The following is a 14,842-nucleotide window of genomic DNA, read 5'->3' on the forward strand; positions in this document are numbered from 1 at the left end:
TAGCAGGGTGTGCGGGGCCGGCGAACCGCGTGAAAGCGGGTTGACAGTTGCTCGGCCGCTGATCAACTTAGGGAGAGGGGTGTCCTCCCGCATCGGCCCGCCGGTAATGAAGCGATGCTCCTGCACACCATCGGTCCACTGCGCGCATGTCCTGACGATCGCCGTGTCGCCGACGCGATACGTGGACTCCGTGTTCGGTCCGCAAGGAGGACGCCATGTCGCGACGAGGCACCCTGTTCCTCGGCCCGTTATCCACCATCCTCGCGCTGCTGCTGATGACCGCGCTGCCGCAACCCGCCCAGGCATACACGCAAAGGACCTACGTCACGGTGTATCAGGGGTCCTCCTACTGCGTCCAGGCCACGGCAGGCATCGACCACCTCACGCCCGGTGTTTGGTCCGCGTACCAGGCGTGGGGGACGGCCTACGCACTCGAGGCGGACTGCATCACCCCGAAGGTCATGAACGCCAGGATCAACCTACAGGTCCAGAGGTGGAATGGAACCAAGTGGCAGTGGTGTGTAGGGAGAGGTCCGCTGTATGGAACGACGGGCTCGGACGCCTGGGGCCCCACCGGGCTCAGCGCGAATACAAGCTACGAGCCCGGCCAGACGTCGCCATATGGGAGCACATTGTGTGGTGGGCCTGGCTGGTACCGGACAATGGTGCAAGCACAGGTCTCCGTCTGGGACCCCTTCGCCGCCAGCTATATCTGGAAGGGCGGCACCCTCTATTCGGGCGACGAGTGGGTGGAGTGAGCCCCGTCCGAGCGTGTGGGGCCTCGCGGATCACGAGAGGGCTTCCTCCCACCCGTGGCTCGCGAACGGGGCCGGGCTGTGTCCTGCAGTAGAGCGCGCCCACACTAGTCGAGCGGTTCGCGGCAGTGGAAGCACGTAACCATCGAAGGTCCTTTAGATCAGGGCGAGTTGTTCCAGTTCGAGGGCGGGGGCGAGGGCCCGTGGCGAACCGCGGCGGGGGGACGCCTACCCGTCGCCGACGACCCCACCCCTGGCACCGCCGATGCCGCAGACGGATAACCGACGACCAGGAGAAGACGACATGAGCCGCATCGTCACGGGCACCCCGCCTCCCGACCGGCGCAGCAACGTCGGCCCCCACGAGCTCGCGCGCGTGTCCGCCGCTCGGCGCCCCACCACCGCGGAGGCATCCGCATGATCGGCAAAGACGAGTCGACAACCGCCGACGACGACCTGACCGCCGTCATGGAGGCCGCCCGTACGGCCGGCGCCGGCGCCGTCGTCCGCGCCATGCTGGGCTGAACCGGTCGGAGACGCGGTCAGAAGGGTGGCCGGGCCAGCAGGATTCCGGCGCCGAGGGGAACGGCGACGGCTGGGATGCGAATCGGCATCTTCCTCTCGCCGATCTTGAATCCCTCCATTCCCCAGCTCACGGCGACCTCGCAGTCCCCGCCGGGGTGGAGGGTCACCAGCCGCCCGTCGCGGATGCCCGCGTACAGCAGCCCGATCGTGAACGTCAGGTCGACGGAGATCGTGATCGTGAGCACTTTGCGCTCGTCGGCGTAGACCTCGACGTACGGGCGGTGCTCCGAGGTGATCGAGTGCGCGGCCAGACGGGCCTGGTTGGTCTTCCCACGGAAGCCCTCCTCGTGACTGCGCACCGCGGCGGCCCGCAGCTCGCGGGACTTCTGCCATCCGGCCGCCAGGACCGTCCCGAGAGTGATCCCGTGGAGCAGGCCGGCGCCGGCCTCGGGCAGCTGAGCGACGAGTTGCCCGGCGAGGCCCGGGGCGTCGCGGCAGATCGTGCTCATCACCTGGGGGTCGCGGACGACGCTTGCCGCCGCCGCCACCGCGCCACGCGCGCTGTCATAGAGCGCGAGGGCGGCCGTGCCCGGATTCGGGTTGATGGTCAGGTTCATGACAGGCCTTCCCGGATCTCTTGCCGGCCTGGGTCCGGGACAACGTGAAGACGTACGGCCGGGCGGGAGTCGCGGCTCTCGTGGATCCGCACGTTCGGGGACGGGTCGGCGCGGGAGACGAGACGCACCTCCCGGCGGCGGTCGTGGTCCCGGTCAGGCGCGCGCCTGCCGCCCCGGGCCTTCCATCCGGCGAGGCCGAGGAGCGCGGCGGCGACCACGACGACGGCGAGCCCCGGCGGCACACCGAAGTCAGAGCCCGTCTCCTCGCCGGAGAGTGCGACCGTCGGCACCGCCTCAGGGCTCGCCTCGGGCGACTCCTCCGACCGCGGCGACTCCGGTGGACTCGGTGAGGGACTGTCGTCCGGGCTCGCCGGTGGACTCACAGGTGGGCTCACGGACGGGCTCACGGGGGACACTTCGCTCAGGACGACGTCGATGGCATCGCCGATGGTCAGCTCGTCTCCGCCGGGAGGGTTCTGGTCCTCGACGATCTGGTTGTCGCGCGCGTCGTCCGCTCCTCTGAGCGTCAGCCCCCGGTCCGCCGCCATCTGCCGCGCCTCGTCGACCGTACGGCCGATGAGGTAAGGCACCTCGGTCGAGCCGTCGAGGAGCAGGCTGACGGCCTGCCCGTAGGCGAGCCGCCCGCCGGGCGCGGGAGTCTGCTGGGCGACCTTCCACTCACCGGTGGCCTCCGGCTGCCGGGTGGTCACGCCGAACCCGGCCTTCTCCGCTTCGGCGGTGGCCGCGGTCAGCGTCATCCCGGTCAGGTCGGGCACCTGCCCTTCCAGGTAAATTCGGACCCCCGTGATTTTGAATTCGATGCACGACACCGTCTCCGCGCTGCTCACGAAACTCGTCCCGGGAGGAGCGGGATCGGGCACGGTCACGACCCCATAGCCGAAATGGCCGTGGAGCGTCTCGTACGCCTGCTCGTACGTCTGACCGGTCACGTTGGGCGGGGGTGGGCAGCTCGTGGCCTGCGCCGGCGTGGCCCAGAACGCCGCGGCGGCCATGGCGAGAGCCACGATCAGGCGTACCGGCATCATCGTCTCCGGAACGAGTCGAGGTTGTCCGAAGGGAACGGGTCGGGGTCGCCCGGACGGGGACGCGCCGGGTTGTCCGAAGGGAACGGGGCGGGCTTCCCGAGTGACGGGCTTCTCGAAGAAACGTTGCGAAGAATCGCGATCAGCTCGCCTAAGTATCCCCCTACTCATATGCGCGAGCGCAATTCCCTGGTCCGATGAGCGGACCGAGGGTGCGGATTTCCGCAATCAGGCCGAAATGCGCATATAGGCAAAATTATCGGAGCCGTCGGCGATCGCCCGGGCGATGAGGTGCTCGGGGGCGTGTTCCGGCGCCCAGCCGCCGGGACCCTCCCCCTGCTGATGCCCCGGTGTTCACGTACTTCGGCTCCATCGAGCCAGGCTCAGAGCAGTTAGCGTAACCAGAGGTACGGCGTGGCCAGGGCCACGGTGACCCGAGCACGAACACGCATAAGAACGTGGGCACGAATCACGCGCAGTGGCAGCACGCCCGGGCGGGTTTTCCCCCTGATCCAGGGGGTTTCGCCCCCCCCGAACCGGGTGCGGGATCGCCTCGCCTGGATCCGGCGGCGGTCGTCAGCGCCTTCCCGGCGACGGAGGAAGAAGGGCGAGCTGGTAGCGGTCGCGGTAGGCCACCCGGGAGCCGGGAGCGTTCTTGACGCGGATCACCCGTACAGTGTGACCCGCCTCGCGCAGCTCGGCCCAGTGGGCCCGGCCGTACACGCGCCAGCCCTCCTCGGTGTACCAGAACCTGACCCGGCGGTTGTTCAGCGGCGGCAGGCGCAGCCCGTCCAGCGAGGAGCACGGACCGCCCGACGCCCACGCCCCGCGCAGCCGCGTGCCCGAGGCCCGGCCGCCGTCGTCACGGGGGATGTCCGCGTCCACCCAGCTCGTGATCGTGTCCGCCAGGATCCGGTAGAGCATGTCGGCACCTCCCACCCCCAAGGATGGGCCGGATCGCCGGCGGTGACCAGGTCGGCGAGCGCACCCGGCCCGAGCTCGCGATCACTGCGGCGAGCGTCTCGGCGCCGCGGTGTACGGCCGCCGTCGCCGCAGACCTCGCCGACATGCCGGCCCCCCTCGACCGGGCAGACCTGGCCGAGTCGGTCGAGCAGGCGCAGCAGGCCATCGCCGTCGACCTCGCCGAGCCGCCGCCGTTCGATGCCGTCGAGGTGGCCGAGCTGGTCGAGCAGGCGCAGCGCGCGGTCGCCGAGGACCTGCACCGCCCCTGGCCGCGCGGGCCGCCGCAGACTGTCAGGCGGCCGCGCTATCGTCGCCTCGGATAGCGGGGAAAGCGGGCCCCGCCGGGCCCGGCAAACCGTCAACGTGGCCGTGACCAGGGCTCGCCAGCCGCTCCATATCATCGCCCCTGCCGGCACCGTCACCCGCGCCGGCGCCGGTCCGCTCCGCAGTGACCTGCTCCGGGAAGGCCGTATCACGATCGCCTCTGCACGCGACCTGCGCCGTGCTGACGGAGCCGCCCGCACGCCGCCACGTTTCGAGCATGCTTCGAATGGCGCGAGGCGAAGCGCGCGCCCAGATTCATCCGACCGTGCCTGTCCGCCGCAGCGCCACCAGGAGGCCGAGAGGGCGCGTCAGGGAATTGTGGCCTCGATCTGGGCGAGGTGGGCGGCGAGGATCTCGTCGAATGCGACGCGGCGGTCGGCCCCGAGGGGGCGGATCTCGCGGGCGAAGTGGGCCAGGGCAGGGAAGCGGTCGGGGTCGGCGCCGAGGACCGCGACACGGAACTGCTCCATGCCCTGTTCGACGAGTTGCTCGCCCGGCTGTCCCCGCTCCAGTACGACCACATCAACTTCCTCGGCCGCTATGCCTTCACCCGGCCGCCGGCGCCGGGCCTGCGGCGGCTGCGCGACCCGTACAGAGACGACGAGACGGGCGACGGAGAGGGTGGTTAGCCGCGGGCCCCTTGCTCGGGGTGCCCACCGCATTCATGCCACGTTCTCCTGGCCTGGGAGGCTCCCGTCGTCGGTCGCGGCGGCATGTTCGGCGGGCGCGGTGAGGTGCCTGGTGGCGTCCAGGGTTTCCCGAATGTGCTGGGCGAGGGTGTGCTGGTCGGGGTCGTTGATCCAGCGGTCGAAGGCGACCTTGAACGCGGCGATCCCGATTTCGGCCGCGAGCGCTGCGGTGGTGGAATCCAGACCGCGTTCCCGAAGCGCGTGGGCGAGGGTGGAGACGAGTGAGGCCAGTTTGGCCAGTTCACGTTCCTGCAGTTCGGGATTGGCGGCGATGACGGCTTGGCGCTGCCGTACCAGTTCGGCGCGTTCTTCGAAGACCGGAGCGGCTTCGGTCAGGGCGTGGATGATCACCTCCAGTGGCGCCAGAGGGGCGGCGGTGGCCGTGGCGTGCGCGAGGACGTCAGCGAGGGCGTTGGTCTGGAAGAGGACTTCCCGTTTGTCGACGAAGTGCCGGTAGAAGGTGCGTTCGGTGACCTCGGCCCGGGCGGCGATCTCCGCCACGGTGGTGGCGTCGAAGCCCTTGTCGTTGTAGAGCTCCAGCGCCGCCTTCTCCAGGCGGCCTCGTGCGTCGGGTTTCCATCGGCTCATGCTCCGATCCTACAGACCGATGACAGAATCTGACATCAGAGTGATGACAGAGGCTGACATGGGTGCTACGGTGATGTCACGAACTGACATCACGGCTCTCTGCCCCCTGGTCGGGAGCCCGCAGCAGGAAGGCGCACGCCATGCGCGTATTCGTCACCGGAGCCTCCGGACATCTCGGCTCCGCCGTCGTCCCCGAACTCCTCGAAGCGGGACACCAGGTCGTCGGGCTGGCTCGCTCGGACAAGTCCGCCGCCGCGTTGAGGGCTGCCGGCGCCGAGGTGCACCGAGGCGATCTCGACGATCTCGACGGTCTCGCCGCGGCCGCCGCCGCGGCCGACGGTGTCATTCACCTGGCCTTCAAGCACGACGCCATGTTCGCCGGCGACTTCGACGGCGCGGTTGCGGCGGATCTGCGCGCCATCGAGGCGCTCGGGGACGCGCTCGCCGGCACCGGCAAGCCGTTGGTGACCACGTCGGGAACCGCGCTGTTCGCCCTCGCGGGACTGCAGGGCTTGCTCACCGAGGCCGACGTGCTCGACGCAGGACCGCGGATCGACGCCGAGAACGCGGTGGTCGCACTTGCCGAGCGCGGCATCCGGTCGTCCGTCGTCCGGCTCCCTCCGACCGTGCACAGCTCGCTCGACCACAACGGCTTCATCCCGACCTTCATCTCCATCGCCCGCTCTAAGGGTGTCTCCGCCTACGTCGGCGACGGGGCCAACCGGTGGCCCGCCGTGCACACGCTGGATGCGGCACGCCTGTACCGGCTGGCGCTGGAATCCGCGCCGGCGGGGTCACGGCTGCACGCCGTCGATGACGAGGGGATCACCTTCCGGCAGATCGCCGAGGGCATCGGCCGCGGGCTGAACCTGCCCATGGTCAGCATCGCGCCGACCGAGGCCGAGGCCCACTTCGGCTTCCTGAGCGCCCACGCCCAGGCCGACAACCCGTCCTCGAGCACGCTGACCCGGGACCTCCTGGGCTGGAAGCCTGTCCAGCCGGGCCTTGTCGACGACCTCGGCCAGGGCCACTACTTCGACACCGGCGCCACCGCCGCGCGCTGAGGCCTCTTCTCCATCCCGGTCCGGTCACCGCGCCCATCCAGACGGCTCGGTGGAACCGGCCCGAACGACCCGCCATCCCCCTGTACGACCGGCTGCTGTGCAGCCGGAAGGAGACGAACGACATGAGCACCAAGAACGCGCACGAGCGGCTCGACCCGGAACTCGCCGAGGTCCTGAAGGCTGTGCCGATGACGGAGGCTGGGGTGTTCGACCTCAGCGACCTGGAGGGCACGCGCGCCGGCGTCCGCGCCTTCGCCGAGGCGATCGCGGCCCAGATACCGGATGAGCCGTCCGTGTCGGTCGAAGAGGTCCAGGCGCCCCGCTCGGACGGATCCACCCTCGCCATCCGGCTGCTGCGGCCCGCCGAGGCAGCCGGGCCGCTTCCGGTGCTGCTCTGGTTCCACGGCGGCGGGCAGGTCCTCGGGTACGCGGCCCAGGACGATCCCACCCTCAAGCACCTGGTCCTGGAGGTCGGCTGCATCGTCGCCTCCGTCGACTACCGGCTCGCACCGGAGGCTCCCGCCCCGGCCGCCGCCGAGGACGGCCTGCTCGCCTATCGCTGGCTTCGCAGTCAGGCAGCCGCGCTCGGCATCGACGAGGACCGCGTCGCCCTGGCCGGGCAAAGCGGCGGCGGTGGTATCGCCGCAGCCACCGCGCTCATGATCCGCGACCAGAGCGAGCCGGCGCCGCTGTTCCAGGCGCTGAGCTACCCGATGCTCGATGACCGCAACACCACCGCGTCCAGTCACGAGGTCACCGACATCGGCATCTGGGACCGCGCGACCAACATCCTGGCCTGGAACCTGATCCTCGGGGACCGCGCCGGCTCCGACGAGGTGCCTCCGTACAGCGCACCCGCGCGCGCGACGGACCTCACCGGCCTGCCGCCCACCTTCATCGCGGCCGCCGAACTCGACGTCTTCCGCGACGAGGACCTGAGCTACGCGACGCGGCTCCAGGCCAGCGGTGTGCCCGTCGAACTGCACCTGTACCCCGGCGCCTACCACGCCTGGGACCTCTTCGCCCCCGAAGCCGCGGTCAGTGCCGCGTACGTCCACGCCTGGTACGGATACCTGCGCCGCCAGTTCAGTGCCCGTCAGCCCTGAGCGTCCGGTTCGGGCGGTCCGGCCGCGCGGTGACGGCCGGCAGGCCGCCACACGGGCGTGCTGACAGCCGATAACCCGCCGAGGAAGCCGGCACCCACTTCGGCTTCCTCGGCGTCGGCCCCATGCTCTGGCCCCACAACCCGACATCGAGCACCCGAACCCGGCCCTCACGAACCGTAACCCCACCAGGTCCGACCTCATCGGCGACCTCGACCAGGGCCACCTCGAGACCTCCCCCACCTCCTGAACCCCAACATCACCGTCGGGTGGTGGCGCCCCTCCCCCGCCAGCCACCCGCAGAGGAACGCCGGGTCGTCGCCGGCCATGTGGCAGGCGAACTGCGGGCCGCGGAGTTCCGAGCCGATGGTTGCGGCGCCGAGGGGACCCCTCCATGGGGACCCTCCATGGGGACGAACCCGCCGGGGCCCGATCCCACCTGCGGCACCCCTTCCGGGAAGAACGCGACGTGGCAGCGCAGACAGAAGACAACCCAGGCGTGACCCGGCCCGTCAGTTGCACACCCTAAAGGGCCCGGTCGAGGGCTTCGGTCACGGCGATCGGACTGATTTCGAGGCGGTCGAAGCGCCAGCCGGTCTCGGTACGGCGTGCTCCGTAGCGGAGGATCCCGGCCGCGATGGCCTCCGTCTTGTCGTCGAGGACGAAGACGGCGACGTCGTGGGCCCGCACCGTGGCGGTCTCGCCGTCGACCTCGATGACGAGGTTGGCCTTGATGTGCAGAGTACGGGCGTACACGCGATGCGCGCTCACAAGCTGGATGAGTTCCTTGATGCCGTGAGCCTCCCCACGGGGGGACTTGACGACGACGTCCTCGGTGAAGAGCCGGTCGGTCTCGTCGTAGCGGCCCTCGTCGACCCACAGGCTGTGACGGGCGACCAGGTCGGCCAGTTCGGCGCGGTCGGCAAGGACGCGGATCAAGGTTTCAGTAGCAGTCATGACGATCTCCAAATAGTCAGAGCCGGCCACTCGTGAGCAGTTCTCGGTGGCCATTGGCACCTAGTGGGCGGCGTCCTGATCGGCGAGCTTGAGGCTGGTGAGGAAGAAGTCCCGGACATCCTCGGCGAACAGGCCCGGCACCTCCATCGCGGCGAAGTGGCCGCCGCGCTCGAACTCCGACCAGTGCCTGATGTCGTACAGCCGCTCGGCCAGCGGCCGCACCGACTGCGTGATGTCGTGCGGGAACACCGCCACGCCGACCGGTACCGGGCACGGCTCACTCCCCCGCGGGGCGTCGTGGTGCAGCCGTGCCGAGGAGGCCGCGGTGGCGGTCAGCCAGTACAGCGAGACGTCGGTGAGCAGCCGGTCGTCGCTGATGTACGAGCGGGGGTCGGTCCACTGCGCGAAGCGCTCGGCGATCCAGACCAGCTGGCCGACCGGTGAGTCGGTCAGCGCGTAGCCGATGGTCTGGGGGGTGAGGGCCTGCAGTGCCTGGTACGGCGGGCGGTTCGCCATCAGTTGCCGGACCTTGTCCAGCCGGGCCTCGTCCGTTTCGGACAGCTCGATGCCGGCGTCCGGGACCGGCCGGGTCGGGAGGTAGTTGACGTGCACACCGACGACCTGCTCGGGTGCCACCGCGCCGAGCGCCAGGGAGATGCCGGCGCCGAAGTCGCCGCCCTGCGCACCGTAGCGCTCGTATCCGAGACGGCGCATCAGCTCGGCCCAGGCCCGCGCCACCCGGACGATGTCCCAGCCGCGCTCGTGGGTCGGCCCGGAGAAGCCGTACCCCGGGATGGAGGGGACCACCAGATGGAAGTCACGTGACAGCGGCTCGATGACGTCGAGGAACTCCAGGAACGAGCCGGGCCAGCCGTGGGTGAGGATCAGTGCGAGCGCGTCCGGCTTGGCGGACCGGACGTGGACGAAGTGGATGTTCTGGCCCTCGATCTCCGTGGTGAAGTGCGGGAGCTCGTTGAGCTCGGCCTCGCGCTCGCGCCAGTCGTACCCGGTCCGCCAGTGTTCGGCGAGCTCCTTGAGCCGCGCCAGCGGGAAGCCGTAGTCCCACCCGGCGTCGGCGACCTCGTTGGGCCAGCGAGTGCGGGCGAGCCGGTCGGCCAGGTCGTCGAGGTCGGCCTGGGGAATGTCGATGCGGAAGGGCTTGATCATGGTCTCGGCTCCAGGGAGGATCATTCGGTTGCCGAACATTCGGGGGGCTAACGTTTACTCGCCGAACGGTAGCACATCATTAGTGCGCCAAACGATTCGTTAGACTTCTCGCATGGAGACCGAGGAGACGCCCGCCCGATGGGAGGGCCTGCCCAGCTGGCTGCTCGGCCAGACCGCCAACCACGCGCACCGCCTGGTGGGCGACGGGTTCTCGTCCGTCGGTGCTCGCGGCTACCACTACCGTCTGCTGGCGACACTGGAGGAGTACGGCCCGGCCAGCCAGGCCGCGCTGGGCCGCCGCAGCGGCATCCATCTCAGCGACATGGTCGCGACGGTCAACGAACTCGCCGATCGCGGGCTGGTCGAGCGCGCCCCGGACCCCTCCGACCGGCGGCGCAACATCATCTCGCTCACCTCGGCGGGCAAGCGGCAGCTGCGGCGACTGGAGAAGCGGCTGGCCGAATGTCAGGACGAACTGCTGGCTCCACTGTCGCCCGAGGAGCGACAGCGGTTGACCGAGCTGCTGTCCAAACTGTTGACGCACCACAACGGACGAACCGGCACTCCCGAGGAGCCGTGGAGCTGACCGGAAACGCGCTGGCGACCAAGGCCCCGGCCCACTTGACAGGAGTCGAATGACGGCGACCGCCGCATGGCGGGCGCCCCGGTTTCCTCCTCACTGATCGACGAGATCGTCCCGGGAAGGGGCTCGCAGCGCCTTCGCCGCGCGTGACCTGTCGAACGTGGACTACGTCCTGGTGGTGATCGGCGTGCGCGCCGAGTGGACGCGCCGAGTTCAGCGGGCGTGGCCGGTCGCGCAGGCGGCGGTCACCATGCCTGGGCCCAGGAAGGGGACGGTGCCGGGGCAGGCATCAAGTGACGCAGATCGTGGGACCATGTCTCCGCCCAGATGCCGGACCGCCATTCGATGATCTTGACCGCGCCTTCATACGTGGCCATGAGCAGCCGCCCCTTGCGGTCCCAGTCGGCCCAGGCCGCCTCGGGCAGCGGTGTGATCTCGCCGTCGTCGTCCTCGCGTAGGTAGCTGATTTGCGCGCCCTCGATCCCGTACCGCTGGAAATCGGTCCCGGTGTGGGCAAGCACCAAGGCACGCTCGCCTCCCGGCTGAACTCGTTGGAGGAGTACGGCTTCGCGCAAGCCGGCCGGTATCCGCTCGACTTCGCCCGAGAAGGGGCGCCACCCGCGTTTGTACTCGTTCTGGAGGTCTCGGCGGGTCCAATCGAAGCTGAGGTCTTCGACGGTCGCGCCGTACGGATAACTGCCATGGAAGGGCCGTTTGTCCATGGACGCGGAGATCGTCAGGCTGTTGTCGGTCGCGAACCTGCAGCCGGCGGTCCAGGTGCCATGGGTGTGCCAGGCGGCGAGCGCGGTGAGCCACGGCGTCTTCGACACGGCGAAGTAGGTATCCCATGGGGACTGGCCGTCGCCGAGCGCGAAGTACCCGAGCAGTTTCCCGTCTGGCGATATGTCGCATCGGCGGGGGTAGAGCGTTCCCCGAAGCCACGCGCCGTGTCTCACCTCGCCGGCCTGCAGATCCCATTCCAGCAGGTGCCACCATGCCGACGGTCCGCGACGCATGATCAGGGCCGTAGGCGCGGCGGTGGCCAGGAGCACATACAGACGGCAGGGCGGGGGGAAGGTCGTCACGGCTGGTCCTTGAGGTCATGATCGGCGGCGCGGAGCGTGCCCGTCCACCGTTCGTCGAAGTGAGTCGCCACCTGAGCCGCAGGCTACCCCTTGCAAGGGCTGGTGGTCAGTTCCGATGGGAACAGCGCCCGGCGGTCGCCCACCAGGGCGGCCGGCAATGCTCCTGGTGGGCGGCTGGTGATCGTCTTGACTATCGCAGCCGGACGGTGATGTCGGAGTTGTCGTTGACCGGGTGGGTCAGGACGGTGCCGCGGGCGCCGAAGAACCGACCCGTCCCTCCGGTGATCTTCGAGGTGAAGTCGCCCTCACCGCCCTGGCTGGAGATGAACAGCATCGAGCCGCCGATCGCGGCCTGGGCGTCACAATGCGGCTTGGCCTGCGCGTCGAAGACGCAGATCGTGTGGTCGGAGCCGATCGGCTTCCTGCTGTGGTGCTTGTGGTCGCCCGCGTACAGGTCACCGGCCAGTTCGATGCGATCGCCCGGCTTGACCGGGCCGTTCGGCGGGGTGTGGGTCGGTTTGCCGCCGGCGGGGGTGTAGGTGAACTGGTTCTGCTTCTCGAAGTAGCGCAAGGTCGTGGACGATTCGGCCGAGGCGGTGCCGACCAGGCCGAGGGTCAGCACACCCGCGACACCGGCAACGATCAGAGAACGCATCTGCCCTCCCAAGGGATCGAGTGGATGCCTGCGATCGTGCGCCTGGTCTTTTCCCCTCGTGACGAGGCCCGTTTCCCGTGTGACCCGGGAGAATCTCCCGGGTCACACGGGAACGCGGCTGATGCACAATTCAGGCGTGAGATGGTCCCGTGCCGCGGCGGCGTTGGTGGCTGTGACGACCGTCGTCGCCGCCGCACTGCTCCCCGGCTACGGAGACGGCCTGGCGTCCTGGGGACAGATCGTCCTGGCCGTGGCCTACGGGTTCGCCGGATGGCTGCTGGCCTCGCGCCGCCCTCAGGTGCTGATCGGCTGGCTGGCCCTTACGGCCGCCTTCGGTTACGGCGCCGGTTTGGCCGCTCAGGAGTGGTCGCTGTATGCCGCCGTTCACGGCTTGCCCGGCGCTTCGTGGGTGGCGCTGCTCAGCGTCGTGTTGGGGCCGCTGGAAGTGATCGTCTTCACCCTCACGTACGCGCTGTTCCCCGACGGCCGGTTCCCTCGCGGCCGGATCGGGTGGCTGGCCGCCGCGAGTATCGCCCTGGGCGCGTGCGGCTGGTTGTACGGGATCTTCGCGCCGTTCGACCCATCGATGCCGGCCGGGCTTGTCAATCCGCTGGACGTCGGCCTGCTGCCCGCGATGCAGCCGGTCGGGTTCTTCGCGGCGGCCATGGTGCTCGCCTCGATCGTGATCGTCGTGCGCTGGGTGCGTGCCCGCGGCCAGGAGCGGCAGGTCCTGCGCTGGCTGGCCGTCGTCAACCTCTGCAGCATCCTGCTCACCCCGCTGATCGTCGCGCTGCCCGCCGGAGAGCTGATCAGCACGGCCGGGACGATCGTGGTCCTGATCGTCGTGGTGGCCGTCGTGCTGCGCAATCAGGTCTACGGCCTGGACGTCGTGCTCAACCGGGCGCTCGTCTACACGTTGCTCACCTCGTTCGTCGCGGCCGTGTACGGGGCGGGCATCGCCGTACTGGCCCTGGCCGGGCAGCGGGCCGGTGGTCCGTGGACGATCGCGGCCGCGATCGGCGCGGCCTTCAGCCTGGCCCCGGCACGCGAGCGGTTCCAGCGGCTGGTCAACCGCTTCCTGTACGGCGAGCGCGACGACCCGTACGCCGTGATCGGCCGTATCGGCGCCCGGCTGGAGACCTCAGGCAGCGCGGAGCAGATGCTCCCCGACCTGCTCGAGGCCATCGCAGGCGCGCTCAAGCTCCCGTTGGCGGCGGTCGAACTGCAGAGGTCGCGGCGGTTCGGGCCCCCGGCGGACGGGCCCGTGGTCCGGTTCCCCCTCGTCCATCAGGGCGACAGGATCGGCGCGCTCGTCATCGGCCCGCGGCCGGGGCAGAACGCGCTCGACCTGCGGGAAACCCGGCTGATGGCCGACATCGCGCGCCAGGTCGCGGTCGCGGCGAGGAATGTCCTGCTGACCGAGGAGCTGATGCGCTCACGCGAACGGATCGTCCACGCGGCCGAGGAGGAGCGACGCCGCCTGCGACACGATCTCCACGACGGCCTCGGCCCGGTGCTCACCGCGGCGGCCACCAAGGTGGACGCGGTGGCGAACCTGCTGGTGCGGGACGCCGCCAAGGCCACGACGGTTCTCGCGGCGGTCCGCCAGGACCTGACCGCCGCGCTGGACGACCTGCGCCGCCTGGTGTACGCGCTGCGCCCGCCCGTCCTGGACGAGCTCGGCCTGTTCGGCGCCCTGCGCGAGTACCTGCGGCACTCCGCGGTACCTGTCAGCCTGCGAGCGCCGAAGGAGCTGCCGGCTCTCCCGGCCGCCGTGGAGATCGCCGCCTACCGCATCATCACCGAGGCCGTGACCAACGTGACCCGGCATGCGGGAGCCGCGTCCTGCTCGGTCGAGATCGGCTGCGACGGACGGCTCACACTGGAGATCTGCGACGACGGTCTCCACCGCGACAGCTGGACGCCCGGCGTCGGCCTGACCTCGATGCGCGAGCGCGCCACCGCGCTCGGCGGCACATACACGGCCGGTCCGACCAACTCGGGCGGGCGGGTCCGCGTCGAACTTCCCCTCAACCTGGCGGGTGCCCTGTGACAGTCCGTGTCCTCGTCGTGGACGATCACCGCATCGTGCTGGACGGTCTGACCGTCCTGCTCGACTCGGTGGACGACATCGAGGTCGTCGGGGAGGCGACGTGCGGGGAACAAGCGGTCACCCTCGCCGAGGAACTGGCGCCCGACGTCGTCCTCATGGATATCGAGATGCCGGGGATCGGCGGCGTCGAGGCCACCCGCCGCATCACGGCTCGCCGCCCGTCAACGGCGATCGTCATGCTGACCATGTACGGCGAGGACGAGTTCGTCTTCACCGCCCTGCGCGCCGGCGCCCGCGGCTACCTGCTCAAGGGCGCTCAGCAGGCCGACGTCGTCCGCACCATCGAAGCCGTGGCCCGCGGGGACGCCGTCTTCGGCCAAGACGTCGCGCACCGCGTCCTGCGCACCTTCACCGGCCCGCAGCCCCAGAACGGGCCCTTCCCCCAGCTGACTGAGCGGGAGCGGGAAATCCTGGCCCTCGTCGCCAACGGCTGGCCCAATGGCCGGATCGCCCGCCACCTGGTCCTCAGCCCCAAGACGGTCGCCAACCACATCTCCAACATCCTTGCCAAACTCCAGGCCCCCGACCGTGCCGCCGCGATCATCCAAGCTCGCCGGGCCGGCCTGGGCGACCCCTGACGAGATTCGAGCGCATGGGCCCGCGAGGAGGCT

General features: G+C 70.0%; 16 protein-coding genes. 8 read left to right on the plus strand and 8 right to left on the minus strand.

The window, feature by feature from the left end; all coding sequences use genetic code 11:
- Positions 1-215: 215 nt before the first annotated feature.
- Complete coding sequence (locus Msi02_RS39540; protein ID WP_204052870.1) at positions 216-758, plus strand: hypothetical protein; 543 nt, start codon at positions 216-218, stop codon at positions 756-758.
- Positions 759-1,297: 539 nt separating this feature from the next.
- Here Msi02_RS39540 and Msi02_RS39545 read toward each other — a convergent pair.
- The 3 genes from Msi02_RS39545 to Msi02_RS39555 all read right to left on the minus strand — a co-directional run bounded on the left by Msi02_RS39545 (position 1,298) and on the right by Msi02_RS39555 (position 3,864).
- Positions 1,298-1,897 (minus strand): hypothetical protein, encoded by a 600-nt coding sequence (locus Msi02_RS39545; protein WP_079313981.1) that lies wholly within the window; start codon positions 1,895-1,897, stop codon positions 1,298-1,300.
- The gene (locus Msi02_RS39550; RefSeq protein WP_204052871.1) at positions 1,894-2,943 is read right to left on the minus strand and encodes a PASTA domain-containing protein; all 1,050 of its coding nucleotides are present in this window, start codon (positions 2,941-2,943) and stop codon (positions 1,894-1,896) included. Before Msi02_RS39550 ends, Msi02_RS39545 begins: the two co-directional genes overlap by 4 nt.
- A 573-nt stretch (positions 2,944-3,516) precedes the next feature.
- Positions 3,517-3,864: a hypothetical protein gene (locus Msi02_RS39555; protein ID WP_204052872.1), complete on the minus strand. Its 348-nt coding sequence runs from the start codon at positions 3,862-3,864 to the stop codon at positions 3,517-3,519.
- Positions 3,865-3,887: 23 nt separating this feature from the next.
- Here Msi02_RS39555 and Msi02_RS39560 point away from each other — a divergent pair, with 23 nt between their 5' ends.
- Positions 3,888-4,226 (plus strand): hypothetical protein, encoded by a 339-nt coding sequence (locus tag Msi02_RS39560; protein WP_204052873.1) that lies wholly within the window; start codon positions 3,888-3,890, stop codon positions 4,224-4,226.
- Positions 4,227-4,565: 339 nt separating this feature from the next.
- Positions 4,566-4,856 (plus strand): hypothetical protein, encoded by a 291-nt coding sequence (locus Msi02_RS39565; RefSeq protein ID WP_204052874.1) that lies wholly within the window; start codon positions 4,566-4,568, stop codon positions 4,854-4,856.
- A 33-nt stretch (positions 4,857-4,889) separates the two neighbouring features.
- On the opposite strand, the gene Msi02_RS39570 is transcribed toward Msi02_RS39565, so the two are convergent.
- Positions 4,890-5,504 carry a TetR/AcrR family transcriptional regulator gene (locus Msi02_RS39570; RefSeq protein ID WP_204052875.1) on the minus strand — a complete coding sequence of 205 codons (615 nt, stop codon included), beginning with the start codon at positions 5,502-5,504 and terminating at the stop codon, positions 4,890-4,892.
- A 140-nt stretch (positions 5,505-5,644) separates the two neighbouring features.
- On the opposite strand from Msi02_RS39570, the gene Msi02_RS39575 reads away from it, so the two are divergent.
- Complete coding sequence (locus Msi02_RS39575; RefSeq protein ID WP_204052876.1) at positions 5,645-6,568, plus strand: SDR family oxidoreductase; 924 nt, start codon at positions 5,645-5,647, stop codon at positions 6,566-6,568.
- A gap of 122 nt (positions 6,569-6,690) precedes the next feature.
- The gene (locus tag Msi02_RS39580; protein WP_204052877.1) at positions 6,691-7,674 is read left to right on the plus strand and encodes an alpha/beta hydrolase; all 984 of its coding nucleotides are present in this window, start codon (positions 6,691-6,693) and stop codon (positions 7,672-7,674) included.
- A 522-nt stretch (positions 7,675-8,196) separates the two neighbouring features.
- On the opposite strand, the gene Msi02_RS39585 is transcribed toward Msi02_RS39580, so the two are convergent.
- The gene (locus Msi02_RS39585; RefSeq protein WP_204052878.1) at positions 8,197-8,628 is read right to left on the minus strand and encodes a nuclear transport factor 2 family protein; all 432 of its coding nucleotides are present in this window, start codon (positions 8,626-8,628) and stop codon (positions 8,197-8,199) included.
- Positions 8,629-8,688: 60 nt separating this feature from the next.
- Positions 8,689-9,795, minus strand: a complete 1,107-nt coding sequence (locus Msi02_RS39590) for an epoxide hydrolase family protein (protein ID WP_204052879.1) — start codon at positions 9,793-9,795, stop codon at positions 8,689-8,691.
- Between the two features lie 112 nt (positions 9,796-9,907).
- On the opposite strand from Msi02_RS39590, the gene Msi02_RS39595 reads away from it, so the two are divergent.
- Positions 9,908-10,381, plus strand: a complete 474-nt coding sequence (locus Msi02_RS39595; RefSeq protein ID WP_204052880.1) for a MarR family winged helix-turn-helix transcriptional regulator — start codon at positions 9,908-9,910, stop codon at positions 10,379-10,381.
- Positions 10,382-10,623: 242 nt separating this feature from the next.
- Here the strand turns inward: Msi02_RS39595 and Msi02_RS39600 are convergent, their stop codons facing one another.
- Both Msi02_RS39600 and Msi02_RS39605 read right to left on the minus strand, forming a co-directional pair.
- Positions 10,624-11,463: a hypothetical protein gene (locus tag Msi02_RS39600; protein ID WP_204052881.1), complete on the minus strand. Its 840-nt coding sequence runs from the start codon at positions 11,461-11,463 to the stop codon at positions 10,624-10,626.
- Positions 11,464-11,653: 190 nt separating this feature from the next.
- Positions 11,654-12,118, minus strand: a complete 465-nt coding sequence (locus Msi02_RS39605; protein WP_204052882.1) for a hypothetical protein — start codon at positions 12,116-12,118, stop codon at positions 11,654-11,656.
- 136 nt (positions 12,119-12,254) lie between these two features.
- On the opposite strand from Msi02_RS39605, the gene Msi02_RS39610 reads away from it, so the two are divergent.
- Positions 12,255-14,171: a sensor histidine kinase gene (locus Msi02_RS39610; protein WP_204052883.1), complete on the plus strand. Its 1,917-nt coding sequence runs from the start codon at positions 12,255-12,257 to the stop codon at positions 14,169-14,171.
- On the plus strand, positions 14,168-14,809 hold the full coding sequence (locus Msi02_RS39615) for a response regulator (RefSeq protein WP_204052884.1): 642 nt from the start codon (positions 14,168-14,170) through the stop codon (positions 14,807-14,809). The genes Msi02_RS39610 and Msi02_RS39615 overlap by 4 nt, the downstream gene beginning before the upstream one ends.
- The last annotated feature ends 33 nt before the right edge of the window (positions 14,810-14,842 follow it).

Origin of the sequence: Microbispora siamensis, assembly GCF_016863095.1 — a bacterium.
Lineage (GTDB): Bacteria > Actinomycetota > Actinomycetes > Streptosporangiales > Streptosporangiaceae > Microbispora > Microbispora siamensis.